At 64.2% G+C, this 21,170-nt stretch carries 17 protein-coding genes; 4 read left to right on the plus strand and 13 right to left on the minus strand.

What is annotated here, in order from left to right; genetic code table 11:
• Positions 1-26: 26 nt before the first annotated feature.
• From ftsZ to MJ8_RS22520, 3 genes are all read right to left on the minus strand, one after another.
• Positions 27-1,019, minus strand: coding sequence for a cell division protein FtsZ (ftsZ, locus tag MJ8_RS22510; protein ID WP_201410924.1), 993 nt, complete (start codon positions 1,017-1,019; stop codon positions 27-29).
• A gap of 223 nt (positions 1,020-1,242) precedes the next feature.
• A complete protein-coding gene (locus MJ8_RS22515) occupies positions 1,243-2,283 on the minus strand; it encodes a proline racemase family protein (protein ID WP_201410925.1) in 1,041 nt (346 codons plus the stop codon).
• A 162-nt stretch (positions 2,284-2,445) separates the two neighbouring features.
• The gene (locus MJ8_RS22520) at positions 2,446-4,515 is read right to left on the minus strand and encodes an NAD(P)-binding protein (protein WP_201415533.1); all 2,070 of its coding nucleotides are present in this window, start codon (positions 4,513-4,515) and stop codon (positions 2,446-2,448) included.
• Positions 4,516-4,793: 278 nt separating this feature from the next.
• On the opposite strand from MJ8_RS22520, the gene argE reads away from it, so the two are divergent.
• Positions 4,794-5,951 (plus strand): acetylornithine deacetylase, encoded by a 1,158-nt coding sequence (argE, locus tag MJ8_RS22525; RefSeq protein ID WP_201410926.1) that lies wholly within the window; start codon positions 4,794-4,796, stop codon positions 5,949-5,951.
• Between the two features lie 3 nt (positions 5,952-5,954).
• Here the strand turns inward: argE and MJ8_RS22530 are convergent, their stop codons facing one another.
• Genes MJ8_RS22530 through MJ8_RS22550 form a run of 5 tightly spaced genes read right to left on the minus strand, consistent with a single transcriptional unit; the run spans position 5,955 to position 10,851 of the window.
• Positions 5,955-6,884, minus strand: coding sequence for a LysR family transcriptional regulator (locus tag MJ8_RS22530; RefSeq protein WP_140751585.1), 930 nt, complete (start codon positions 6,882-6,884; stop codon positions 5,955-5,957).
• A 50-nt stretch (positions 6,885-6,934) separates the two neighbouring features.
• Positions 6,935-8,425 (minus strand): aldehyde dehydrogenase, encoded by a 1,491-nt coding sequence (locus MJ8_RS22535; RefSeq protein WP_201410927.1) that lies wholly within the window; start codon positions 8,423-8,425, stop codon positions 6,935-6,937.
• 21 nt (positions 8,426-8,446) lie between these two features.
• Positions 8,447-9,121 (minus strand): DUF1028 domain-containing protein, encoded by a 675-nt coding sequence (locus MJ8_RS22540; protein WP_201410928.1) that lies wholly within the window; start codon positions 9,119-9,121, stop codon positions 8,447-8,449.
• A gap of 6 nt (positions 9,122-9,127) precedes the next feature.
• Entirely contained in the window at positions 9,128-9,544 is a 417-nt protein-coding gene (locus MJ8_RS22545; protein ID WP_201410929.1) for a RidA family protein, read from the minus strand.
• 35 nt (positions 9,545-9,579) lie between these two features.
• Complete coding sequence (locus MJ8_RS22550; protein ID WP_201410930.1) at positions 9,580-10,851, minus strand: flavin-containing monooxygenase; 1,272 nt, start codon at positions 10,849-10,851, stop codon at positions 9,580-9,582.
• A 307-nt stretch (positions 10,852-11,158) separates the two neighbouring features.
• Between MJ8_RS22550 and MJ8_RS22555 the strand changes: the two genes are divergently transcribed.
• Together MJ8_RS22555 and MJ8_RS22560 are read left to right on the plus strand one after the other, a co-directional pair.
• A complete protein-coding gene (locus tag MJ8_RS22555) occupies positions 11,159-12,790 on the plus strand; it encodes an amidohydrolase (RefSeq protein ID WP_201410931.1) in 1,632 nt (543 codons plus the stop codon).
• 19 nt (positions 12,791-12,809) lie between these two features.
• Complete coding sequence (locus tag MJ8_RS22560) at positions 12,810-14,429, plus strand: GMC family oxidoreductase (RefSeq protein WP_201410932.1); 1,620 nt, start codon at positions 12,810-12,812, stop codon at positions 14,427-14,429.
• Between the two features lie 81 nt (positions 14,430-14,510).
• Here MJ8_RS22560 and MJ8_RS22565 read toward each other — a convergent pair whose 3' ends face one another.
• The 5 genes from MJ8_RS22565 to MJ8_RS22585 all read right to left on the minus strand — a co-directional run bounded on the left by MJ8_RS22565 (position 14,511) and on the right by MJ8_RS22585 (position 19,514).
• Positions 14,511-15,269, minus strand: a complete 759-nt coding sequence (locus MJ8_RS22565) for an ABC transporter ATP-binding protein (RefSeq protein WP_201415534.1) — start codon at positions 15,267-15,269, stop codon at positions 14,511-14,513.
• Positions 15,270-15,391: 122 nt separating this feature from the next.
• Positions 15,392-16,195 (minus strand): ABC transporter permease, encoded by an 804-nt coding sequence (locus MJ8_RS22570; protein ID WP_201410933.1) that lies wholly within the window; start codon positions 16,193-16,195, stop codon positions 15,392-15,394.
• Positions 16,196-16,286: 91 nt separating this feature from the next.
• On the minus strand, positions 16,287-17,270 hold the full coding sequence (locus MJ8_RS22575) for an ABC transporter substrate-binding protein (protein ID WP_201410934.1): 984 nt from the start codon (positions 17,268-17,270) through the stop codon (positions 16,287-16,289).
• 478 nt (positions 17,271-17,748) lie between these two features.
• Positions 17,749-18,318, minus strand: coding sequence for an S-(hydroxymethyl)glutathione synthase (gene gfa / locus MJ8_RS22580; protein WP_201410935.1), 570 nt, complete (start codon positions 18,316-18,318; stop codon positions 17,749-17,751).
• A gap of 68 nt (positions 18,319-18,386) precedes the next feature.
• Positions 18,387-19,514 (minus strand): S-(hydroxymethyl)glutathione dehydrogenase/class III alcohol dehydrogenase, encoded by a 1,128-nt coding sequence (locus MJ8_RS22585; protein WP_201410339.1) that lies wholly within the window; start codon positions 19,512-19,514, stop codon positions 18,387-18,389.
• A 400-nt stretch (positions 19,515-19,914) separates the two neighbouring features.
• On the opposite strand from MJ8_RS22585, the gene MJ8_RS22590 reads away from it, so the two are divergent.
• A complete protein-coding gene (locus tag MJ8_RS22590) occupies positions 19,915-21,162 on the plus strand; it encodes an ABC transporter substrate-binding protein (protein WP_201415535.1) in 1,248 nt (415 codons plus the stop codon).
• Positions 21,163-21,170 lie beyond the last annotated feature (8 nt).

Here is a 21,170-nt window from a genome sequence, read left to right on the forward strand (position 1 = left end):
AGCGCCGCCGCGAGATCGCCGTGTTCTCAGGCGATCCGCTGCTCGAACTGGGTGATGTCCGCGCTCTTGCGCAGGCCGGTCGCGACGACGGATACGCGGAATTTTCCTGCCAGCGCCTGGTCGAAGATGGCGCCGACGATGATGTCGGCATCGGCGTCGACTTCCTCCCTGATCCGCGTCGCGGCTTCGTCGACCTCGAACAACGTCATATCCATGCCGCCGCAGATCGATACGAGCAGCCCTCTGGCGCCCGACATGGAGGCCTCGTCGAGCAGCGGATTGGCGATCGCCGCCTCGGCCGCGATCTTGGCGCGTCCCTCCCCGGAAGCTTCGCCGGTTCCCATCATCGCCCGGCCCATGTCCCGCATCACCGACTTCACGTCGGCGAAATCGAGATTGATCAGGCCTTCCTTGACGATGAGATCGGTGATGCAGCCGACACCCGCGTAGAGAACGCGGTCCGCCATGGCGAATGCATCGGCGAAGGTGGTTTTGGCGTCGGCGACCCTGAAGAGGTTCTGGTTCGGGATGACGATCACGGTGTCGGCGCTCTCGCGCAGGCGCTCTATGCCTTCCTCGGCCGCCTGGGTCCTGCGCTTGCCTTCGAAGACGAAAGGCTTGGTGACGACGGCCACCGTCAGGATGCCGGCATCGCGCGCGGCACGCGCGATCACCGGCGCCGCGCCGGTCCCGGTGCCGCCTCCCATGCCGGCGGTGATGAAGCACATATGCGTTCCCGCCAGGTGATCCATGATCTCGTCGATGGATTCCTCCGCGGCGGCGCTGCCGACCTGGGGCAGCGATCCGGCGCCCAGGCCCTCGGTCACATGCGCGCCCAACTGGATCAGCCGCGACGACTTCGACATGGTGAGCGCCTGCGCGTCGGTGTTGGCGACGACGAACTCGACGCCCTGCAGCCCTTCGGCGATCATGTTGTTGACGGCGTTGCCGCCGGCGCCGCCGACCCCGACGACGGTGATCTTGGGCCTCATCTCCAGGATTTCCGGCTTGGCGGTCATTTTTTTCATCTTTCTACCAAAGCACCTGCTGCCCTGCCCCAAGACCATGCGGGACCGGAACGACAAGCACGCGAATCAGGCGATCCCCACCAAGCGCAGGGAATCAGAGGAGACGCCTCCCTGCAAGGTCCGCTCACATCTATCCAGGCGCGAATGCCCCTGCCGAGAGATGGAAAGCGCGCGGGCCCTCGTGTGATCCGAGCCGACGCCGGTTGAGGAAATTCTATTGCGTCACCGAAGTCGAGGTGCCCCAGGTGTCCGACAGCACGTAGCCTTGCGGATACGGATCCGTCGGATCGACATAGTAATTGTGCTCGCCGGTGATCCAGGCCCTGCCCGTGATCTGCGGCACGATCGCCTTGCGCCCGGCGACTTCGGTGAGTTCGAGGATCTTGCCGGTGAATCGCGAGCCGATGATCGATTCATGGATCAGCACCTCGCCTTCCTTCATCTGGCCCCGCGCCTGCAGCACCGCCATGCGGGCCGAGGTGCCGGTTCCGGTCGGGCTGCGGTCCGAGCGTCCGGGCGAGACGATGCAGGTGTTGCGCGTGACGTTGCCGGGCCCCCGGAACGGCATCGCGAACTGGACGATAGACACACCGCGCACATTGTCGAACTGCGGATGCACGACATCGAGCTGCTCGCGCGCCGCGCGCCGAACCTTCTCGCCGGCCACGGCCAGTTCGCGCGCCTCGTCGGGCGTGACCGAGAAGCCTAGCGCGGGCGCATCGACGATGGCGTAGAACATGCCGCCGTAAGCGATGTCCACCTTCAGCGTCCCCAGCCCCTCGATTTCGATATCGGCATCGAGGCGCTCGGCGAAGGCTGGCGCGTTGCGGAAGGTGACCGACAGGCATTTGCCGTCGCGGCATTCGGCGCTGATCTCGATGACGCCGCCCGGCATGTCCAGCTTGAAGCGTGTCTCAGGCTCCTGCATCGGCACCATGCCGGTTTCGAGCAGCACCGTGGCGATGCAGATCGTGTTGGAGCCGGACATCGGCGGATATTCGGTCGGCTCCATGATGATGGCGCCCGCCGCGCAATCATCGCGCGTCGAGGGCACCAGCAGATTGACGTGACGGGCAACGCTGCCGCGCGGCTCGCAGATCAGCATGCGTCTTATATGATCGTGATCGCGCTCCATGGTGATCATCTTTTCCATCATCGTGCGGCCCGCGGGCGGCAGCACGCCGCCCACGATGACATCTCCGATCTCGCCCTCGGCATGGCAGCCGACGACGCGGATGCTGGTCTTGGTGCGCATTGCTTGTTCTCCCTGTCCGCCGCAGCCTGGCAAGTGGTCTCGCTCGAGGACAAACTGACCAATCCGCGCGCCAGCCTCAAGGAGAATCCCGACCGCGGGTGTTTTTCCGCTGCTTGTCGAGATAGGAAACGATAGCGCCGAAGTTGCCGTGCCTGAACGGCGTTACCCGTCCGCCAGTGCCGTCACCTCGCGCCGGAAAGGCAGCGCGTCACCGATGTCGGCTTCGTCCAGCTCGCGGGCGAAGCGGTGGCCGGCATAGGTTGCCCAGGCGATCGGTCCCGGCGCTTCGGCATCGCCGATGACCCTGATCGAACGGATGCCGTTGCCGCCCCACTCGGTCTCCCGGGCTTTCAGCTCGCGCCAGACGGCATCGTCCTGATTGCGCGACGTGACCAGGACGACGGCGTCGGCCGCCAGTTCCCGCCGCCCGCCGGTATAGACGCAGGCCGTGACGACGCCGCCGGACGCGATGCTCGTGACGGTTCTGTTGAGGACGATATCGACGCCCAGCTCCGCCAGGCGGCGGTGGATGGCCCCCTGCTCCAATGTGTTGCGGGTCCAGTCTGAGACATAAGCCGAAGGGGTCACCAGGGTCACGCTTGCGCCCTGCCGCGCCATCAGCTCGGCCAGCACGCCACCCATGTAGTAGTGGTCATCGTCGAACAGCACGACATTGCCGGATGGCACCTTGCCCTCCATCAAGTCGTCGGGCGTGTAGACCGGCATGGCGGCGTCGATCGGCATCGGCACGACATGGGCGCGTGCCACGCCGTCGCGCCGCCATGCCGACCCGGTGGCGATGGCGACGTTCTGGAAGCCGAAGGACAGGATGTCGTCCGCCGTAAGCCGGCTTTCGAAATAGATCTCGACGTTCGGCATCTGGCTGAGCTGGTACTGGCGATAGTCGCGCACCCGGCCCCAGGCCGAAAGGCCCGGAAGCAGGCACTCGCGCGCCACGCGTCCGCCAAGCGCCTTGCCGGCTTCCGCCAGCGCCACCTGATAGCCGCGCAGGCCGAGCGCGCGTGCCGCCTCAAGTCCGGCGGGTCCGGCGCCGACGATCAGCACGCTGTCGCTGTCGCCCTTGGGCTGCATGCGCTCCGGATGCCAGCCTTTGCGCCATTCCTCCATGAAGGTCGGGTTCTGCGTGCAGCGCGAGATCGACATGGTCATGTCGCCGGTGATGCAGATGTTGCAGCCGATGCATTCGCGGATGTCCTCGATGCGGCCCTCCTCGACTTTCTTCGGCAGGAAGGGATCGGCGATCGATGGGCGCGCGCAGCCGATGAAGTCGAGCGTGCCTGACTTGATCATCCGCACCATCACGTCCGGCGAGGTGAAGCGGCCGACGCCGACCACCGGTTTAGAGGTCAGCTTCTTGATGCCGGACACCAGGCTCTCCTGCGCCGCCTCTTCCTTGAAGCGCGACGGCCCGGAGCAATCGTCCCAGGCTCCATGCGCGAGATCCCAGAGATCCGGCAGGTCGGCATGCATCTCGATCATGTCGCGGACTTCCGAATTGGCGAAGCCAAGCTCGCCGATCATCTCGTCCAGCGACAGCCTGAGCGTGAGGCCGCAGGTGTCGCCGATCGCGTCGCGCCCTTCCTCGATCAGCTCGCGCATCAGCCGTGAGCGGTTCTCCAGCGAGCCGCCATATTCGTCGCTGCGCTGGTTGGTGGCGGTGGACAGGAAGTGCTGGATGATGCCGAAGCCATGCGCGCCGTAGAGGCAGACCAGGTCGAAGCCCGCCTGCCTGGCACGCTTGAAGGCATTGCGGTGCCAGCGGCGCAGGTCGCGGATATCCTGCCTGTCCATGGCGCGCGCCTGCACCGGATCGTTGGTGAAGGTGCGGATCGGCAGCGCCGAGGGACCGCGCGGCACCTCCTTCGTGTAGAGGTTGGGACCGTTGATGCCGGAATAGGCGAGCTGGATGCCGGCGAGCGCGCCATATTCGTGCATGGCTTTCGCCATCTTGGCGAGCGCCGGAATGTCGGCGTCGTCCCAGAGCCTGAGCTCGATGAAGGGCGTGATCTCGGACGTGTGGTGCATCTCCGTCTGCTCGGTGAAGATGACGCCCCATCCGCCCTCGGATTTCATGCGGCGCATCTCGGCCGCCGCCGACGGATCGCGGTAGCCGCCGCCATTGCAATGGGGAACCTGATAAAAGCGGTTCTTGGCCGTCACCGGACCGATCTTCATCGGCTCGAACAGAATGTCGTAGCGTGGGTCGCGCATAATAGCTTCCTTCATGCCGGCTCGGTCCTGCCGATCCGCTCAGGAGCATGATCCGGAAAAGTGGATACCGGTTTTCGGAAAAGATCATGCTCCATACCAGAACTACTCATAAGTTGGCGCCGGCGCGGGAAAACTACGGAATTCTTCTGCGCGGATTAGGACGCGCCTAACCGCGCATCCGGTGATTAGCTTGCGATGAACCGGGGCTGAGCCAAATTCGACTTCAGGGCGGCGTCCGCACGATGTAGACAACCGGCTGCGGCAACAAGGCAAGAGACATGGACAGCATCAGGATACTCGAGCGGCTGATCGCCTTCCCGACGGTGAGCCGCGATTCGAATCTCGACCTGATCGGCTATGTTGCGGAGCTGCTCCGCGCGAGCGGCATAGCCAGCCAGCTCATCCACAGCGCCGACGGCCACAAGGCCAACCTCTTCGCCACCATCGGTCCGGCCGACAGGCCCGGCATCATGCTGTCCGGCCATACCGACGTCGTTCCCGTCGACGGCCAGAACTGGACGCTGCCGCCATTCGCGATGACCGAACGTGACGGTAAGCTGTACGGGCGCGGCGCGGCGGACATGAAGGGTTTCGTGGCCTCGGCGCTTGTCGCCTGCCTCAAGGCCTCGAAGATGCCGCTGCGCACGCCCTTGCATCTCGCGCTCTCCTACGACGAGGAGGTCGGCTGTCTCGGCGTGCGCGACCTGATCGAGATGCTGGGCGCGGCACCGCAACGCCCGCTGCTCTGCATCGTCGGCGAGCCCACCAACATGCAGGTGGCGACGGGGCATAAAGGCAAGCTTGCGGCACGCGCCACATGCAAGGGACGCGAAGGCCATTCGGCGCTTGCTCCGCTAGCGCTCAACGCCATCCATCTCGGCTGCGATTTCGTGCGCGCCTTGCGCGACGAGCAGGACCGGCTCGCCCGCGAAGGCGCGCGCGACGGCGACTACGACATTCCCTACACGACCGTGCATGTCGGCAAGATCAATGCCGGCGTCGCGCTCAACATCGTGCCCAACCTTTGCGTGGTCGACTTCGAGATCCGCAACGTCGCCGCCGACAATGCGGCCGGCATTCTCGACAGACTGCGCAACGCCGCCGCGCGCATTGCCGCGGGTGCCATTTCGATCGCACCCGAAGCCGCAATCGACATCGAGATCACCAACGCCTATCCGGGTCTCGATACGCCGGCCGCTTCGGAAGCGGTCGCTTTCGTCAAATCGCTGACCGGCGCCAACAGCACAGTGAAAGTCGCCTTCGGCACGGAAGGGGGATTGTTCAGCCGCGATCTCGGCACGCCTTCCGTCGTCTGCGGTCCAGGCTCGATGGCGCAGGGGCACAAGCCGGACGAATATGTCAGCGTCGAGCAAATGCGGCGCTGCGACGAGATGCTGGAGCGACTGCTGTCGCGGCTCGCCGAAGGCTGGCCGTGAATCTTACTTGACGATCCGTTCGGTGCCGAAGACGCCCTGCTCGACGACGAAGCGACGGCAATGGTCGATGAAGGCCTGCACCGTCAGCGTGCGATGCTCGGCATTGGGCAGAGCAATGCCCATCATCAGCGGCCTGATGTCGCCCAGCAAAGGCACGAAGACCAGCAATTTGCCGTCAGGCGACATGGCGTTCAGCGGCCGCATATTGGCAATGCCGTAGCCGAAACCGTTCGCGACCATCGAGCGCATCACGGCGATGTCGCCGGTGCGCTCGGCGATCCTGGGCCGCAGGCCCTGGAAAGCCGACAGGAAGTATTCGCGGCTATAGGGCAGATCGAGCAGCACCATCGGTTCGTCGACCAGTTCCTCGGGCGTGATACCCGCCCTCCCCGCCAGGCGATGCGCGGCTGGCAGCATCACATAGGCCGGCAGTTGCATCAGCGGCTCGAAGGTCATGTCCTGCGACAATTCGAGGTCGTAGGTAAGTGCTGCGTCTATTTCGCCACGCTGCAGCATCTCGAACAATTGCCCTTGGTTACGCTCGAACTGGCGGACGCGCACATCCGGATAGGCGTCCTCGAATTTCCGGCGCAGCGCCGGCAGCACGATCTGCGCGAACGTCAGAAGGCAGCCGATTGCCAGCGGTCCGCGCACCTTTTCGGCGATATCGCCGGCAATGTCGTGCAGCGCATCCGCGTCGTTGAGCAGCCGCGCGGCTTCCTTGAGAAACAGGCGCCCGCCCGCAGTGAGTGCGAGGGCGTGCGAATGCTTGCGCACAAAGAGCTGGACGCCGAACTCCGCTTCGAGCTGGGCGATCGAGGCCGAGATCGACGGCGGCGAGACGTTCACCTGCTCGGCCGCCTTGGCAATAGAGCCCGCCTCGCCGACGGCGACGAAGTATTCGAGTTGTCTGAGCGTGAAGCGGAGCGGCATGGGCGTCTATGATGCCCGTTTGGTCGCTGCAATCAAGTCGGGGCCGCTCCTCAGTACTTGATCCAGGTGGTCTTCAGCGCGGTGTATTTGTCGAGCGCGTGCAGCGACAGGTCGCGCCCGAAGCCGGACTGCTTGAAGCCGCCGAAGGGCGTCATCGGGCTCAGCGCATCGACGGTGTTCACCGAGACCGTGCCCACGCGCAGCCGTTCCGCTATGCGGTGCGCCCGCGACAGGCTGTCCGTCCACAGCGAAGCCGCCAGCCCATAGACGCTGTCATTGGCAATCCGCAGCGCCTCCTCTTCGCTGTCGAAGGCGATCACCGACAGCACCGGGCCGAAAATCTCGTCGCGGGCGAGCGGATCTTCAGGCGAGACCTCGTCGAAGATGGTGGGTTGCACGAAGCTGCCGCGCCCATCGACGGCCACCCGGTCGCCGCCGGCCACCAGCCTGGCCGACTTCCGGCCGCCATCGATGAAGCGCATGACGGTCGCTGCGTGGCGCGCATCCACCATCGCCCCCATGCGGGATGCCGGGTCGAGCGGGTCGCCCGGCTGCGTCGCCGCCGCGCGCTCGGCCAGCTTCTCCACCAGCGCATCCTTGATGCGGCGCTCGACCAGCAGCCGGGAATTCGCCGAGCACACCTGTCCCTGGTTGAAGAAGATGCCGAAGGCAGCCATGTCGGCCGCCGCATCGAGATCGGCGCAATCCGCGAACACCAGATTGGGGCTCTTGCCTCCGGTCTCCAGCCATACCTGCTTCATGTTCGACTGGCCGGAATATTGCAGGAACAGCTTGCCGACGGCGGTTGAGCCGGTGAAGGCGAGGCAATCGACGTCCATATGCCGGCCAAGCGCCTGGCCCGCGGTCTCGCCGTGGCCCGGCACTACATTAAGCACGCCGGCGGGCAGGCCCGCCTCCATGGCGAGCTCGGCCAGCCTGAGTGCTGAGAAAGGCGATTGCTCGGCCGGCTTCAGCACCACCGAATTGCCCGCCGCCAGCGCCGGCGCGCATTTCCAGGTCGCCATGTCGAGCGGGAAATTCCACGGCACGACGGCGCCTACGACCCCAAGCGCCTCGCGCCGCACCAATGCGAGATCGCCCTGCCCTGTCGGCGCCACCTCGTCATAGACCTTGTCGATCGCTTCGGCATACCACTGGAAGATCGCCGCGGAGCCCGGCACGTCGATGGTGGCCGCGTCCTTGACCAGCTTGCCCATGTCGAGCGATTCCAGCAGCGCGAATTCCTGCAGGTTCTCGCGCAGCAGTTCCGCCAGCCGCAGCAGCACCTGCTTGCGATACGCGGGACTGGTTCGCGACCAGACGCCGGCTTCGAAGCTGCGTCGCGCAGCGGCGACGGCAAGATCGATATCCTCTTCGCCGCAGGAGGCGACCTCGGCCAGCGTCGCTCCCGTGGCCGGATTGATGCTGGCGAAGGTCCGGCCGGAGCGCGCCGGCACCGCCTTGCCGTCTATGAACGCCTTGTCGCGGAAACGGATCGCGGACGCCTTGCCCATCCAGTCCTTATGACTGAGTTCGCTCATGCTTGCTCCAGACTGCCGGTATTACTCGTCGCCGGGAACGCCGTAGCTCGGCGCGTCGGACGGGTTGAGGGCGCGGGTGACATAAGCATCGAGCTGGGGCTTGTAGATTTCCCACAGTCCCGCCAGCTGCTCGATCGGACACGCCTCCGTCCAGTCGCAACGCAGGTCGGCGACGGGCCATGAGACATCGCGCACCAGCTTCATGCCGGCGGAGCGGACGGGCCCCGCCTCGCCGCCGGCTTTGAGCGCGGCGCGCATCGTGGCAATCAGCCGGTCGCCGAGCTCGCCTTCGGACGCAAGGAAGGCGTCGACCATGGCACGCGGGACGCCGTCATTCGCGAGCAAATTGCCGCCGCAGGCGACGTCTTCGCCGCGCGCCTCGGCCCAGATGCCGAGTGCTTTCGGTCCCGAATGGATTGCGCTGCCGCCGGCCGCGTCAACCGCCAGCACCTGCCGGTATTCGCTGAAGGCGGCCGTGCGCTTGATGATCGCGACGGCCTCGGTGGCTGAGGCGCCGCGCGCCATCAGCTCCAGCGCCCGGACCCCGAGCGTCGGGTCGGTGACGTTCTGGCTGGCGACCGCCCCGACGCCGGCCTGCGCATAGGCGCAGCGCGCCGCGACCGCGGGGGACGACGAGGACACCGCCACCCCGAACATGCCTGTGCGCCGGCAGCGCGCGACGATGGAGAAAGTCATGGCGCTTTAATCCGGGATGACGGCAGTGCCGTCGATCTCGACCAGCCATTCCGGCCGCGCCAGCGCCGACACGACCAGGCCGGTCGAAACCGGGTGGACGCCCTTGATGTATTCGCCCATCGTCCGGTAGACGGCCTCGCGATGGCGGACGTCGGTGATGTAGACCACCACCTTCACCAGATGCTCCATCGTGCCGCCGCACTCCTCGATGAGCTGCCTGATGTTCTGCATGACCTTGTGGGTCTGCTCGACCGGATCGTGGCTGTCGATGTTCTTGGCGGTGTCGAGGTCCTGCGGGCACTGTCCCCGCAGATAGACGGTGCGGCCGCCGCGCGTGACGACGGCCTGGCAGAGGTCGTTGTCGAGCTTCTGCTCCGGATAGGTGTCCTTGGTGTTGAATTTGCGAATTCGCGTATGCGCCATCTTGGTCTCCATCGGGATCGGGCTCGCAGCTCTGGTCAGGCGTCCACGGGCTCGCGCTTGGCGGCGTGGTAGGCGAGATATTTACGCTGCGTCGAAATACGGTCGGCCACGTGCTTGGCATCGTGCCAGACGCCCCAGATGAAGCTCGACCCCCTGCGCGACTGCCAGGGCAGTCCCAGGAAATAGATCCCGGGCTCGACCGAGACGCCGCGTTGATGTCTTGGCCGGCCTTTCTCGTCGAAGGCGTCGACCTTCAGCCAGCTGTAGTCGACGGTAAAGCCTGTCGCCCAGATGATCGTCGCAATCCCGGCCTCGGCCAGATCGAGTTCGAGGATCGGATTGGTCACGCAGTCCGGGTCCGGGCCGATTTTGCGAAGGGCGGGCTCTTCCGGAAGGTCGAGGCCGTTGCGCGCGACATAGGCGTCGGCCTCGTCCAGCAACGACATCAGGTTGGCGTCGCCCCTGGCGATATTCTTCGCGAGATCCGGCGCAAAACTCATCACCCCGTCCTGGTATGCCTTCGTCATGCCGACGAGCGCAAGCCCCTGCGCAGCCAGGCGGCGGAAGTCGATCGTCTCGCCGCCGCGCGCGCCGCTCACCGCGATCGTGACATGCTCCGTCCCGGGTCCTGGCGTCTCGAGATCCCATTTGCCTAGGACGCCCAGCCACCAGCAGAAGTCGCGCCCGCGATAGGCGCGCGGCGGACGGTCATGCGCGCCGACGGAGAGATAGACGCTCCTGCCTGAGCGCTGCAGCTCGTCGGCGATCTGCACGCCCGAGGATCCCGCGCCGACCACCAGCACCGCACCCTTCGGCAGTTGCGCTGGATTGCGGTAAGCGCTGGAGTGGATTTGCAGGATACCGGCATCGGCGGGAACGAGAGGTGGGATGACGGGAACTTGAAAAGGGCCTGTTGCGGCGACGACGCTGTTGGCCTCGATCACCCCATCCGATGTCTCGACGCGAAACCCCGGACGGCCGACATTCCTCTCAACGAGCTTGACCTCGACGCCACAGCGGATCGGCGCGTTGATCTGCTTTGCATAGGCAACGAAATAGTCGGCGATCTCTTCCTTGGGCGGAAAGCCGTCGGGACCCGTCACGGGGAACTCCATGCCCGGAAACCGGTCATGCCACGCCGGACCGTTGGCGACCAGGGAGTCCCAGCGCTGCGAGCGCCAGCGCTCGGCGATCCGGCCGCGCTCGAGCACGAGATGAGGCACCCCGCATTTACTCAGATGCTCGCTCATGGCCACCCCGGCCTGGCCGCCACCGACAACGAGCGTGTCTATCTTCTCAACCGACATATCCACGTCTCTTCCGATGGGGCTTTCGCCGCTGCGATGGGGGTCCGGTTTGCTTTTAGTGACGGGCTGGGGAAGCGAAAATTACGATTTCATGTGTCAGTGCTTAGCTTATCCCTAAACGCTGAGACGGATCGCGGAGCTGTTGCGGATTCCCACGACAAAGGTCGATGGCATCACCTCCGAACACCGAGCATCAGCCTTAGGCAAACCCTAAGCACGGGTACCGGAAAAAATTATTCTTGCTCTCCGGATTTGGTGGTTCCTTGCCTCCATCACCCGCATGAGAGCGACGGCCGCTGAAAGTCAAATGGCGCGAGAGACCCTTTACGCAAATGGCGCGCTCTATACGGTCGATGCGGCGAACCCCCATGCCGAGGCGATGCTGGTTCGCGGCGAGCGCATCGCGGCTGTCGGCTCCTGGTCGTCCGTCAAGGCGCAAGCATCCAAAGACGCCGAAATCATCGATCTCCAAGGCCGGTTCGCAATGCCCGCCTTCATCGATTCCCATCTCCATTTCGCCTGGGGGAGCAAATACCTCGATGAGGTGCGGTTGCGCGAAGCAAAGACCTTTGGCGACGTTCTCGACCGGCTGAAGGCCTATGCGCAGGCTCATCCCGACCGGGCATGGATCGTGGGCAGCGAGTTCAGCTACGGCTACCCCGATCTCCCCGACGGCGGCTTCCACAAATCGCTTCTCGATCAGGCCATCGCCGATCGCCCCGTCTTTTTCCGCTCCGGCATGGCGCATGCGGCCTGGGTAAACAGCAAGGCGCTGCAACTTGCCGGCATCACACGCGACACGCCCGATCCCGAAGGCGGCGAGATCGTCAGGGATGCGAGCGGCGAGCCGACCGGATGGCTGAAGGAGAAGGCGTGGTCCACATTTGAAGCACTGGTCCCCCAAGCCTCGCAATCCGCTATGCGATCAGCACTACTCCGCGCCGTCAAGGAAGCGAACCGCTTTGGACTGTCGCGGGTCCAAAGCGCGGGGATGGATGATGAAGCGGTCCCGTTGCTGGCGGAGATGTTGGCGAATGGCGAGCTGAGCCTGCGCTTCACGCTTTCGAGCATCGTCAATCCCGATTCGAACCTCGACGAGGTGATTGCGCGCGTATCGGGATGGAGAGAGGACCTCGACCCTGACTTTCTCGACGGCCGTGTCATCAAATTCTTCCTGGACGGCGTGCTGGAGTCCCACACCGGCTTCATGCCTCAGGGCTATGCCGACAAACCCGATGAAACCGGAACCTGCCTGTGGAAGGCATCGGCTTACAACGCAGCCGTCAGCCGTGCGCAGCAAGAGGGATTTCAGGTCTGGACGCACGCGATCGGCACGGGAGCCATCGAGATGGCGCTCGACGCCTATGCCGCGGACGGAGAGCGCTCGCGGCAGCGCCGGCCGCGGGTGGAGCATTGCGAGATACCCACCGCGCGCGACATCGAACGGTTTGGCCAGATCGGAGCGATCGCGAGCTTCCAGCCCGCCATGATCTACCCACGCGACCAATGGCTCGGGATGGAAGGACTTTGGGAAGTGCGGGTCGGCTCCGAATCCTTGCCACGAGCCTTTCCCGTCCGCTCCATCCTGGAAGCCGGCGGCCCCGTCGCGTTCGGAACCGATTGGCCCATCGTTGATCTCAATCCACTCATCGGCATACGCAACGCGGTGCTGCGGCAAAGCCGGGACCACCAGCCGAAAGACGGCTGGGTTCCGGAGCAGCGGATCACCGTCGCGCAGGCGCTCCATGCCTACACGCTGGGGGCAGCCTTTGCCGGTCACCGGGAGAACGACGAAGGCAGTTTGGCGTCGGGGAAGCTCGCCGACTTCATCGTCCTTTCCGACGATCCGCTGCGGGTCGAGCCGGACAGAATAGCGGATATCAAGGTGCTGAAAACGATCGTCGGCGGCAAACCGGTTTGGCAAGAACCTGCGGCTTGAGGCGCGTCCTGGGGGTTGGATGGAAGCGACGGTATTTGACTACATCGTCGTCGGCGCTGGGTCGGCCGGTTGCGTGGTCGCCAATCGGCTGAGCGCCGATCCGTCCGTCAGCGTGTGCCTTATCGAGGCCGGCGGCAGCGACAACAGCCTGCGCGTCAAGGTGCCGGCGGGCATCCTCTCCCTCTACGGCAATCCGAATTACGACTATTGTTTCGTCGGCGTGCCGCAACCCCATCTCAACAATCGCAGGATTCCGGTCAACCGCGGCAAGGCGCTGGGCGGATCGAACTCGATCAACTCGATGGTTTATATTCGCGGCGCCGCCGAAGACTATGACGAGTGGGCCGGGCTCGGCTGCGCCGGATGGGCCTATCGCGACGTGCTTCCCGTGTTCAGGAAGCTGGAGCGCAACCTGCTCGGCCAGGATCCGCGCTATCACGGCACAGACGGCGAGCTTTTGGTCGACAATCCGCGTGATCCGAACTTGCTTTCCGCCATGTTCGTCAAGGCTGGGGAAAATGCCGGTCTGCCCGCCAACACCGACTTCAACGCCGAGAGCCAGTTCGGCGTCGGCATCTACAACGTCACGCAAGACCGCGGACAGCGGTTCAGCAGCTTCAGCGCCTTCATGCGTCCGGTGCTTCATCGCAAGAACCTGATGCTGCTCAGCGAATGCGAGGTGATCGACCTTGTCATCGCCGAAGGGCGCGCTACGGGAATGCGCGTACTGCATGACGGTCAGCAGAAGACGCTCTCGGCCAGCCGCGAGATCGTGCTTTCGGCCGGCGCCATCAACTCGCCCAGGGTTCTGATGGCCTCCGGCATCGGTCCGGCTGCCGAACTCCAAGCGATCGGCATCACGCCGGTCCTCGACCTGCCCGGCGTCGGCAAGAACCTGCAGGATCATGTCGACGGCATGATCACCGTGCGCTCCAGGAGCACCAGGACGCTCGGCCTTTCGTTTGCCAACCTGCCGCGCATCGCCGCCGCGCCCTTCCAGTATTTCGCGCGCCGCAGGGGCATGCTCACCACCAACTACGTCGAAGCCGGCGGCTTCGCGAAGACCAGGCATGCGAACGGCCTTCCCGACATCCAGTTCCATTTCGTGCCGGGCTATCGCAGCCATCGCGGCAGGCTGATCGAGTACGGCCACGGCTACGCCATTCACACCTGCGTTCTAAGGCCGAAAAGCGTGGGCGAGATCAGGCTGTCGCGCGACAATTCCCACCGCGACGTCCTGATCGACCACCGCTTCTTCACGCATGAAGACGACGCCATGGTGCTGGTCGAGGGCATCAAGATCGCGCGCCGGATCTTTGCCTCGTCCGAATTCGACACGGTGCGCGGCAAGGAGATGCTCCCGGGTAAGGATGTCCGGACCGACGACGAGATCCTCGCCTATCTGCGTGCCGAGGCGCTGACCGTCTATCACCCGGTCGGGACCTGCAAGATGGGAACGGACGATATGGCCGTCGTCGATCCGGCGACCCTCAAGGTACGCGGCGTGGACAGGCTTCGGGTCGCGGATGCGTCGGTTATGCCGAAGCTGATCGGCGGCAATACCAACGCGCCCAGCATGATGATCGGACAGAAGGCTTCCGAGATGATCCTCGGCTCGACGCAGAACGGCCAAAGGTAAGGCAGTCCTCGACGTTTGAGGACAGTTCACCGTTCGTACGCAGAACTGCCCTCAACCATTTGTGACGGCTCGATATTGCTCTCAGTGATCCTCGTCGATCTCGTCGTGCAGGAGACCGAGGATGCGGCGCTTGAGCGCGATGAAGTCGGGTTCGAGGATCACGTCCATCGAGCGCGGCCGCGGGATGTCGACCTTGATCTCGGCTTTTATCTTGCCGGGCCGGGCCGTCATCACCAGCACGCGATCGCCCAGAACCAGCGCCTCGTCGATGTCGTGGGTGACGAAGAGCACCGTCTTCTGCTGCCGCTCCCAGACCCGCAGGAGCAGCTTCTGCATGGTGCCGCGCGTCTGACTGTCGAGCGCGCCGAATGGTTCGTCCATCAAGAGAACCGCCGGGTCGTTGGCAAGCGCCCGCGCGATCGCCACGCGCTGCTTCATGCCGCCGGAAAGCTGGGCGGGATAGTGGTCTGCGAAAGGCGTGAGGCCGACCTCGTTCAGATACTGATCAACGATCTGCCGGCGCTGCTCCGCGGGAAGACCCTTACGCTTCGGGCCATATTCGATGTTGGCGCGCACGGTGAGCCATGGAAACAAGGTGTAGCTCTGGAACACCATGCCCCTGTCGGGACCCGGTTCGATGACTTCCCTGCCGTCGACCTTGATGATGCCCGAGGTCGCGTCATTGAGGCCGGCGGCGAGGTAGAGCAGGCTGGATTTGCCGCATCCCGACGGGCCGACGATGACGCAGAATTCGTTCTTCGCCACCTCGAGCGACACATCGTCCAGCGCCAGCACGCCATTGGCATCGCCATAGCGCAGTGTCACGTCCTCTATGGCCATGGTGGTGCCGGCCGAACGGGCATCGCTTGCCGTATGGGCCTTGCCGGCCGGATTGTTCGCCTGGACGGTTTCGGTCATCACTACCCTTGATCCGGCTGCGGTTGGCGAGGAGGCGTTCAAGATCAAGGTGCCCATGGCGCGACCCTTGCCCGGAGAATGCGGAATGCCGTGTCGGTGATCAGGCCGAGAAGTCCGATCGCGGCGATGGCCATGAAGATCACGTCGACCTGGAAGCCGCGCATCGCCTTGAGACTGATATAGCCGAGGCCGCTAGACGCGGCGACGAGCTCGGCCACGACCAGATAAGTCCAGGCCCAGCCCATGGTGACGCGAAGCGTATCGAGTATCGAGGGAAGCGCGGCGGGGAAAATGACATGCCACACGGCTTCCGAGCGCTTGGTGCCCAGAGTGTAGGAGGCGTTGACCAGATCCCTGGAGACGCTGCGCGCGCAATCGGAGATCATCACCAGTTGCTGGAAGAAGGTGCCGAAGAAGATCACCGCTATGCGCTGCTCGATGCCGATGCCGATCCAAAGGATGAACAGCGGCACGAAAGAGGTGACAGGCAGATAGCGGATGAAATTGACCAGCGGTTCCAGCGGCGCCTGCACCGCCCGGTAGGTGCCCATCCAAAGCCCTAGCGGCACCGCGATCAGCGAGGACACGATGAAGCCCAGGATCACTACCTTGGCGCTGGTGAACGTGTGATAGAAAAGACTGCCGTCGAGCGACATGCGATAGGCGGTCTGCAGCACGGTTCCCGGCGTCGGCAGGAACATGTTCGGCACGACGCGGCCGTAGGACAGAAGAGCCCATCCGCCGATCACGGCTACCCACATCGCCAGCGCGAGCGTGGTTGCGGTGCTGGCGGGAATGTTGGCGAATGGGGTCGTCAGGCGTGTCCACGCCGTCCGCCTCTGTGCCATAGGATGGCCTCCGTAGAATCTAAACGCGAAAACCTGGCTTGGAGAAAAACGGGGTCGGCCCGGATTGACCGACCCCGACGATCCCGAAGGCTTACTGTTCCTTGATGAAGTCTGTGTCGAGGATGGTTTTCGAGTCGATCGTCATCTTGAGCTTGCCGGCCTTGCCCCAGATGTCCTGCGCGAAGTTCACCAGGTCGGCCGCTTCGCTCTTCTCCGGCGTGCCGAAGAATTCCAGGTTGCGGGCGCGGTCGTAGTAGCGCACGCCCTTGGCGCCGGCCGCGAAATCCTCGGGCTTCTCGAGATAGCCGCCAATGCCCTTGGCCATGATCTCATAGGCCTTGTCCGGATTGGCCTTGATGTAGTCGACCGCCTTGTAATAGCCCTTGATGAGGGCCTTCACGTCTTCGGGGTGCTTCTCGATCAGGTCGCATTTGAGCGCGATCACATCGACGATCAGGCCGGGCGTGGTCGTGGAATCGATCAGCACCTTGCCCTTGCCGCCCTTGCGGACTTCGGTGAGATGCGGCTCCCAGGTCACCGCGGCGGGAACCTGGCCGGCGATGAAGGCGGTCGCCGCATCGTCGGCGGTCATGTTGGTGACGCTGACATCGTCTTCCGTCATGCCTTCCTTCTTCAGGAGCACGTTGAACCAGAATTCGGAAACGGAGCCCTCGTTCAGGGCGACGGGCTGGCCCTTCAAATCCTTGAGCGACTTGACGTCGGCCTGGGTGACGACGCCGTCGCCGCCGTGGCTGTCGTCGAGCGCGACGACATATTTGAAACAGAGCTCGTCGGAGCGGTACTTCATCAGCTCGTCGACGGTGGACGCTGCGCCGTCGAGGTCGCCGCCGGCAACCGCCGCCATGTAGAGCGCTGATTCCTCGATGATCTTCAGGTCGACATCGACGCCGGCTTCCTTGAAGTAGCCGAGGTCACGGGCAAGGAACAGCGGCCCGTAGCCTACCCAGGTGGTCATGCCGAGGCGGATGGCGCCGGCGTCGGCGGGAGCGGCAAGCCCCAGGCTGAGCAGGCCTGCGCTGACCGCGGTCATCAGGCAGTTTCGGAATGTCTTCATTGTCGTGGTTCCCCATGGCTGTTGCCGGCATCGGCCCCATTCAAACGGCCTATGCCAAGCGGCGTTTGGCAGCCGCTCTCTTGTTATGCGTCGCCTCCCGGGCGGGCCTAGTGTGTTCTAGGCTTGCAACAGAGCATCCGGGCCGGATCGCAAAAAGAAGTCTTTTTCTGTCCTTTGCTTCGCTGAAACCGAAGCAGCGGGCAGAGCTCCGGCTGATGCGCCTGAACCGGTGCGCCGGGCGACAGCGGTTCCGGTGGCGCCGACAGATGCGCCGGTGACCGTGGACGGCTGGCTGGCCGAGGGATTCTGGAGGATGGTTTGCCCAACCGGAGGTGTTTCCCGAGCCGTCGGGAAAATCGACGGCCGCGCGAGGACGAATGGCAAACTGGGCGCTTCGAGGGGTCGGCAAGGGATGCGGCCTCATCGGCCGCATCCCGGATTTCGGCGCAAGCCGCGCTCCTCGGCGCGGCAGGGCGGACTAGGCCGCCAAGGCGCCCGACTTCTTCGCGGTCCAGGTGGCGATATAGTCCATCAGGCCGGGGCTGAGGCAGTCATAGGGCTCCAGCCCGATCGACTTCAGCTGGCCGCGAATGCCGGCCATGCGGTCCGGGTCGACGCCGGATTCGATGATCGAGGAGACGAAAGCGGCAAAGCCCGGCGGCGACCAGCCGTCCTCCTCGAAGCGTTCGGGATGGATGAAGGACAGGCCCTTGAAGGGATGGTCGCGCTCGACCGGGCCGTACATGTGGACGCCGCAGCCGGTGCAGGCATGGCGCTGGATCAGCGCGCTTGGATCGACCACCTTGAGCTTGTCGCCGTTCTCGGTGACGGTGACGTCGCCGCTGCCGGCAACGGCCACGACCGAGAAGATGGCGCCTTCCGGCTTCCAGCACTTGGTGCAGCCGCAGGCATGGTTGTGGGCGATCTGGCCCTTGACCTTCACCTTCACCGGCTTGCTGGCGCACAGGCAGACCAGCGTGCCGCCGGCAAAGGATGCGCTCTCCTTCGGCAGGCCATTGTCGATCTTCGGATGCAGTTTCTCGGCCATTTACACTTCCTCCCATGTTTGACCACAGAGGTCGCGGGCTTGCTGGCCTGCGGCCCGATGGGTTTGCTTCAGTAAACCACGACGCTCCTGATCGACTTGCCCTCGTGCATGAGTTCGAAACCCTTGTTGATGTCTTCGAGCTTCAGCGTGTGGGTGATCATCGGATCGATCTGGATCTTCTTTTCCATGTACCAGTCGACGATGCGCGGCACATCGGTGCGGCCGCGCGCGCCGCCGAAGGCGGTGCCCATCCAGGTGCGGCCGGTGACCAGCTGGAACGGGCGTGTGGAGATCTCCTGGCCGGCGCCGGCAACGCCGATGATGACCGACTTGCCCCAGCCGCGATGCGATGCTTCGAGCGCCTGGCGCATCACCTTGGTGTTGCCGGTGCAGTCGAAGGTGTAGTCGGCGCCGCCGATCTGGTCGGCGCCGCGCTTGGTCATGTTGACCAGGTAAGGCACGATGTCGCCGTCGATCTCCTTCGGATTGACGAAATGCGTCATGCCGAACTTCTCGCCCCAGGCCTTCTTGTCGTTGTTCACATCGACGCCGATGATCATGTCGGCGCCGGCAAGGCGAAGACCCTGGATGACGTTCAAACCGATGCCGCCGAGGCCGAAGACGACAGCGGTGGCGCCCTGCTCGACCTTGGCCGTGTTGATGACGGCGCCGATGCCGGTGGTGACGCCGCAGCCGATGTAGCAGATCTTGTCGAAGGGCGCGTCGGGATTGACCTTGGCGACCGCGATCTCCGGCAGCACGGTGAAGTTGGAGAAGGTCGAGCAGCCCATATAGTGGAACAGCTTCTCGCCGCCGACCGAGAAGCGCGAGGTGCCGTCGGGCATCAATCCTTGCCCCTGCGTGGCGCGGATGGCGGTGCACAGGTTGGTCTTGCGCGACAGGCATGACGGGCACTGCCGGCATTCGGGCGTGTAGAGCGGGATGACATGGTCGCCCTTTTTGACCGAGGTCACGCCCTTGCCGACATCGACGACGATGCCGGCGCCCTCATGGCCGAGGATCGCCGGAAAGATGCCTTCCGGATCGGCGCCCGACAGCGTGAACTCGTCGGTGTGGCAGATGCCGGTCGCCTTGACCTCGACCAGCACCTCGCCCTCGCGCGGGCCTTCCAGGTCCACCTCCATGATCTCCAGCGGCTTTCCGGCACCAACAGCAACGGCGGCACGGGTCTTCATGAGGCACTCCTCCCAAGGCAGTCGAAAAACCTATGTTCCGGCGGACTTGAAGTCCGCCGGGCAACAAAAATACCGTTTCCAAGCCGCAGTGAGGTCGCAATAATCGAACGGTCTCCCTCATAAGTCTATTCTACCAAGGTCCCCCCACCCCTCACCACCCGGATAGATGTATTGGCTGATATCGAGGGATCGACCGGGAATTTCCGCACAGTTTTCGGCATGTCGTAATCCGCTTGATCGCCAGTCTCCTGCTGCTGGCAAGTAGGACTAAAGCAGAAGCGACAGGTCGGCCCACGGGGTTTGATAAATCCAACACGTCCGCTAAGTTTTCCGCGGGGCACCTTGGCTTGGCGCTGGTCCGGCACGATTGGACGCGACGCGAGAGTGGGTAATGTTGTCGATGGCAAGCGCGGTGCCGAGCACTCTCAGGTCCTTTTTGTGCTTTCTTTTCCTAACCGCCAGTTTTTGCGGTGTGGCAGCCGAGGAAGCGAGCAAGCAGCCGGCTGCAACGGCCAAGCCTGAGAAGAAGATCACAGAAATCAAGATAGGCTATTTGCGGGCATATGCGCCGCAACTGACGCTTTCCTTGCTCGACCAGCCGCCGAGGGACGAGGGTGTTGCCGGCGCCAAGGTGGCGATCGGCGACAACAACACGACGGGAGCGTTCCTCGGCCAGAAGTTCAGCCTCGACATCACCGAAATGAAGCCCGACTCCGACGCGGTCCAGGCATTCGACGGCCTGATCGCCAAGGGCGACCGCTATGTGGTCGCCGACCTCTCGGCCAAGCAGTTGCTGTCCATTGCCGACATTGCCCGCGACAAGGGCGTGCTGATCTTCAACATCGGCGCCACCGACGACAGCCTGCGCGAGGAGGACTGCCGCATAAACGTCTTCCACATCGCGCCGACGCGCAGCATGCTGGCGGACGCGCTGGCGCAGTACCTCATGGTGAAGAAATGGCCGAACTGGGTGCTGCTCTACGGCTCGCATGAGCAGGACCATCTCTACGCCGATGCGCTGCGCCGCGCGGCCGCCCGTTTCGGCGGCCAGATCGTGGCGGAGAAGGAGTTCAAGGACAACGGCACCGCCAGGCGCACCGACACGGGCGCCACGCAGATCCAGCAGCAGATTTCCGTATTCACGCAGGACCTGCCGGAGCACGACGTGGTGCTGGTCGCCGACGAGAGCGAGGTATTCGGCACCTATGTGCCCTACCGCACCTGGACGCCGCGGCCGGTCGCGGGCACGGCCGGACTTGTCGCCTCGTCATGGCATCCCTCGAGCGAACAGTGGGGCGGCATCCAGATGCAGAGCCGCTTCCTGAGGACGACGGGCCGGCAGATGTTGTCCAAGGACATGTCGGCCTGGACGGCCGTGCGGGCCGTCGGCGAAGCCACCACGCGGACCAATGGCGACGATCCGAAAAAGATCAGCGACTACATCCGCTCGGACGATTTCTCGGTCGCCGCCTTCAAGGGCCAGAAGCTGACCTTCCGCAAATGGAACCTGCAGTTGCGCCAGCCGATCCTGCTCAGCGACGCCAAGTCGGTCGTCTCGACCTCGCCGCAGGAGGGCTATCTCCACCAGGTTTCCGAGCTCGACACGCTCGGCGTCGACCAACCGGAGACCAAATGCGCCCTTAAGTAGCAAGCAAT

This window comes from Mesorhizobium sp. J8 (genome assembly GCF_016591715.1).
Taxonomy (GTDB): Bacteria; Pseudomonadota; Alphaproteobacteria; order Rhizobiales; family Rhizobiaceae; genus Mesorhizobium.

Excerpts from the sequence above, each read along its gene's own strand:
- ftsZ (WP_201410924.1), bottom strand. The coding sequence starts at position 1,019 with ATGACCGCCAAGCCGGAAATCCTGGAGATGAGGCCCAAGATCACCGTC.
- MJ8_RS22515 (WP_201410925.1), bottom strand. The coding sequence starts at position 2,283 with ATGCGCACCAAGACCAGCATCCGCGTCGTCGGCTGCCATGCCGAGGGC.
- MJ8_RS22520 (WP_201415533.1), bottom strand. The coding sequence starts at position 4,515 with ATGCGCGACCCACGCTACGACATTCTGTTCGAGCCGATGAAGATCGGT.
- argE (WP_201410926.1), top strand. The coding sequence starts at position 4,794 with ATGGACAGCATCAGGATACTCGAGCGGCTGATCGCCTTCCCGACGGTG.
- MJ8_RS22530 (WP_140751585.1), bottom strand. The coding sequence starts at position 6,884 with ATGCCGCTCCGCTTCACGCTCAGACAACTCGAATACTTCGTCGCCGTC.
- MJ8_RS22535 (WP_201410927.1), bottom strand. The coding sequence starts at position 8,425 with ATGAGCGAACTCAGTCATAAGGACTGGATGGGCAAGGCGTCCGCGATC.
- MJ8_RS22540 (WP_201410928.1), bottom strand. The coding sequence starts at position 9,121 with ATGACTTTCTCCATCGTCGCGCGCTGCCGGCGCACAGGCATGTTCGGG.
- MJ8_RS22545 (WP_201410929.1), bottom strand. The coding sequence starts at position 9,544 with ATGGCGCATACGCGAATTCGCAAATTCAACACCAAGGACACCTATCCG.
- MJ8_RS22550 (WP_201410930.1), bottom strand. The coding sequence starts at position 10,851 with ATGTCGGTTGAGAAGATAGACACGCTCGTTGTCGGTGGCGGCCAGGCC.
- MJ8_RS22555 (WP_201410931.1), top strand. The coding sequence starts at position 11,159 with ATGGCGCGAGAGACCCTTTACGCAAATGGCGCGCTCTATACGGTCGAT.
- MJ8_RS22560 (WP_201410932.1), top strand. The coding sequence starts at position 12,810 with ATGGAAGCGACGGTATTTGACTACATCGTCGTCGGCGCTGGGTCGGCC.
- MJ8_RS22565 (WP_201415534.1), bottom strand. The coding sequence starts at position 15,269 with ATGGCCATAGAGGACGTGACACTGCGCTATGGCGATGCCAATGGCGTG.
- MJ8_RS22570 (WP_201410933.1), bottom strand. The coding sequence starts at position 16,195 with ATGGCACAGAGGCGGACGGCGTGGACACGCCTGACGACCCCATTCGCC.
- MJ8_RS22575 (WP_201410934.1), bottom strand. The coding sequence starts at position 17,270 with ATGAAGACATTCCGAAACTGCCTGATGACCGCGGTCAGCGCAGGCCTG.
- gfa (WP_201410935.1), bottom strand. The coding sequence starts at position 18,318 with ATGGCCGAGAAACTGCATCCGAAGATCGACAATGGCCTGCCGAAGGAG.
- MJ8_RS22585 (WP_201410339.1), bottom strand. The coding sequence starts at position 19,514 with ATGAAGACCCGTGCCGCCGTTGCTGTTGGTGCCGGAAAGCCGCTGGAG.
- MJ8_RS22590 (WP_201415535.1), top strand. The coding sequence starts at position 19,915 with ATGGCAAGCGCGGTGCCGAGCACTCTCAGGTCCTTTTTGTGCTTTCTT.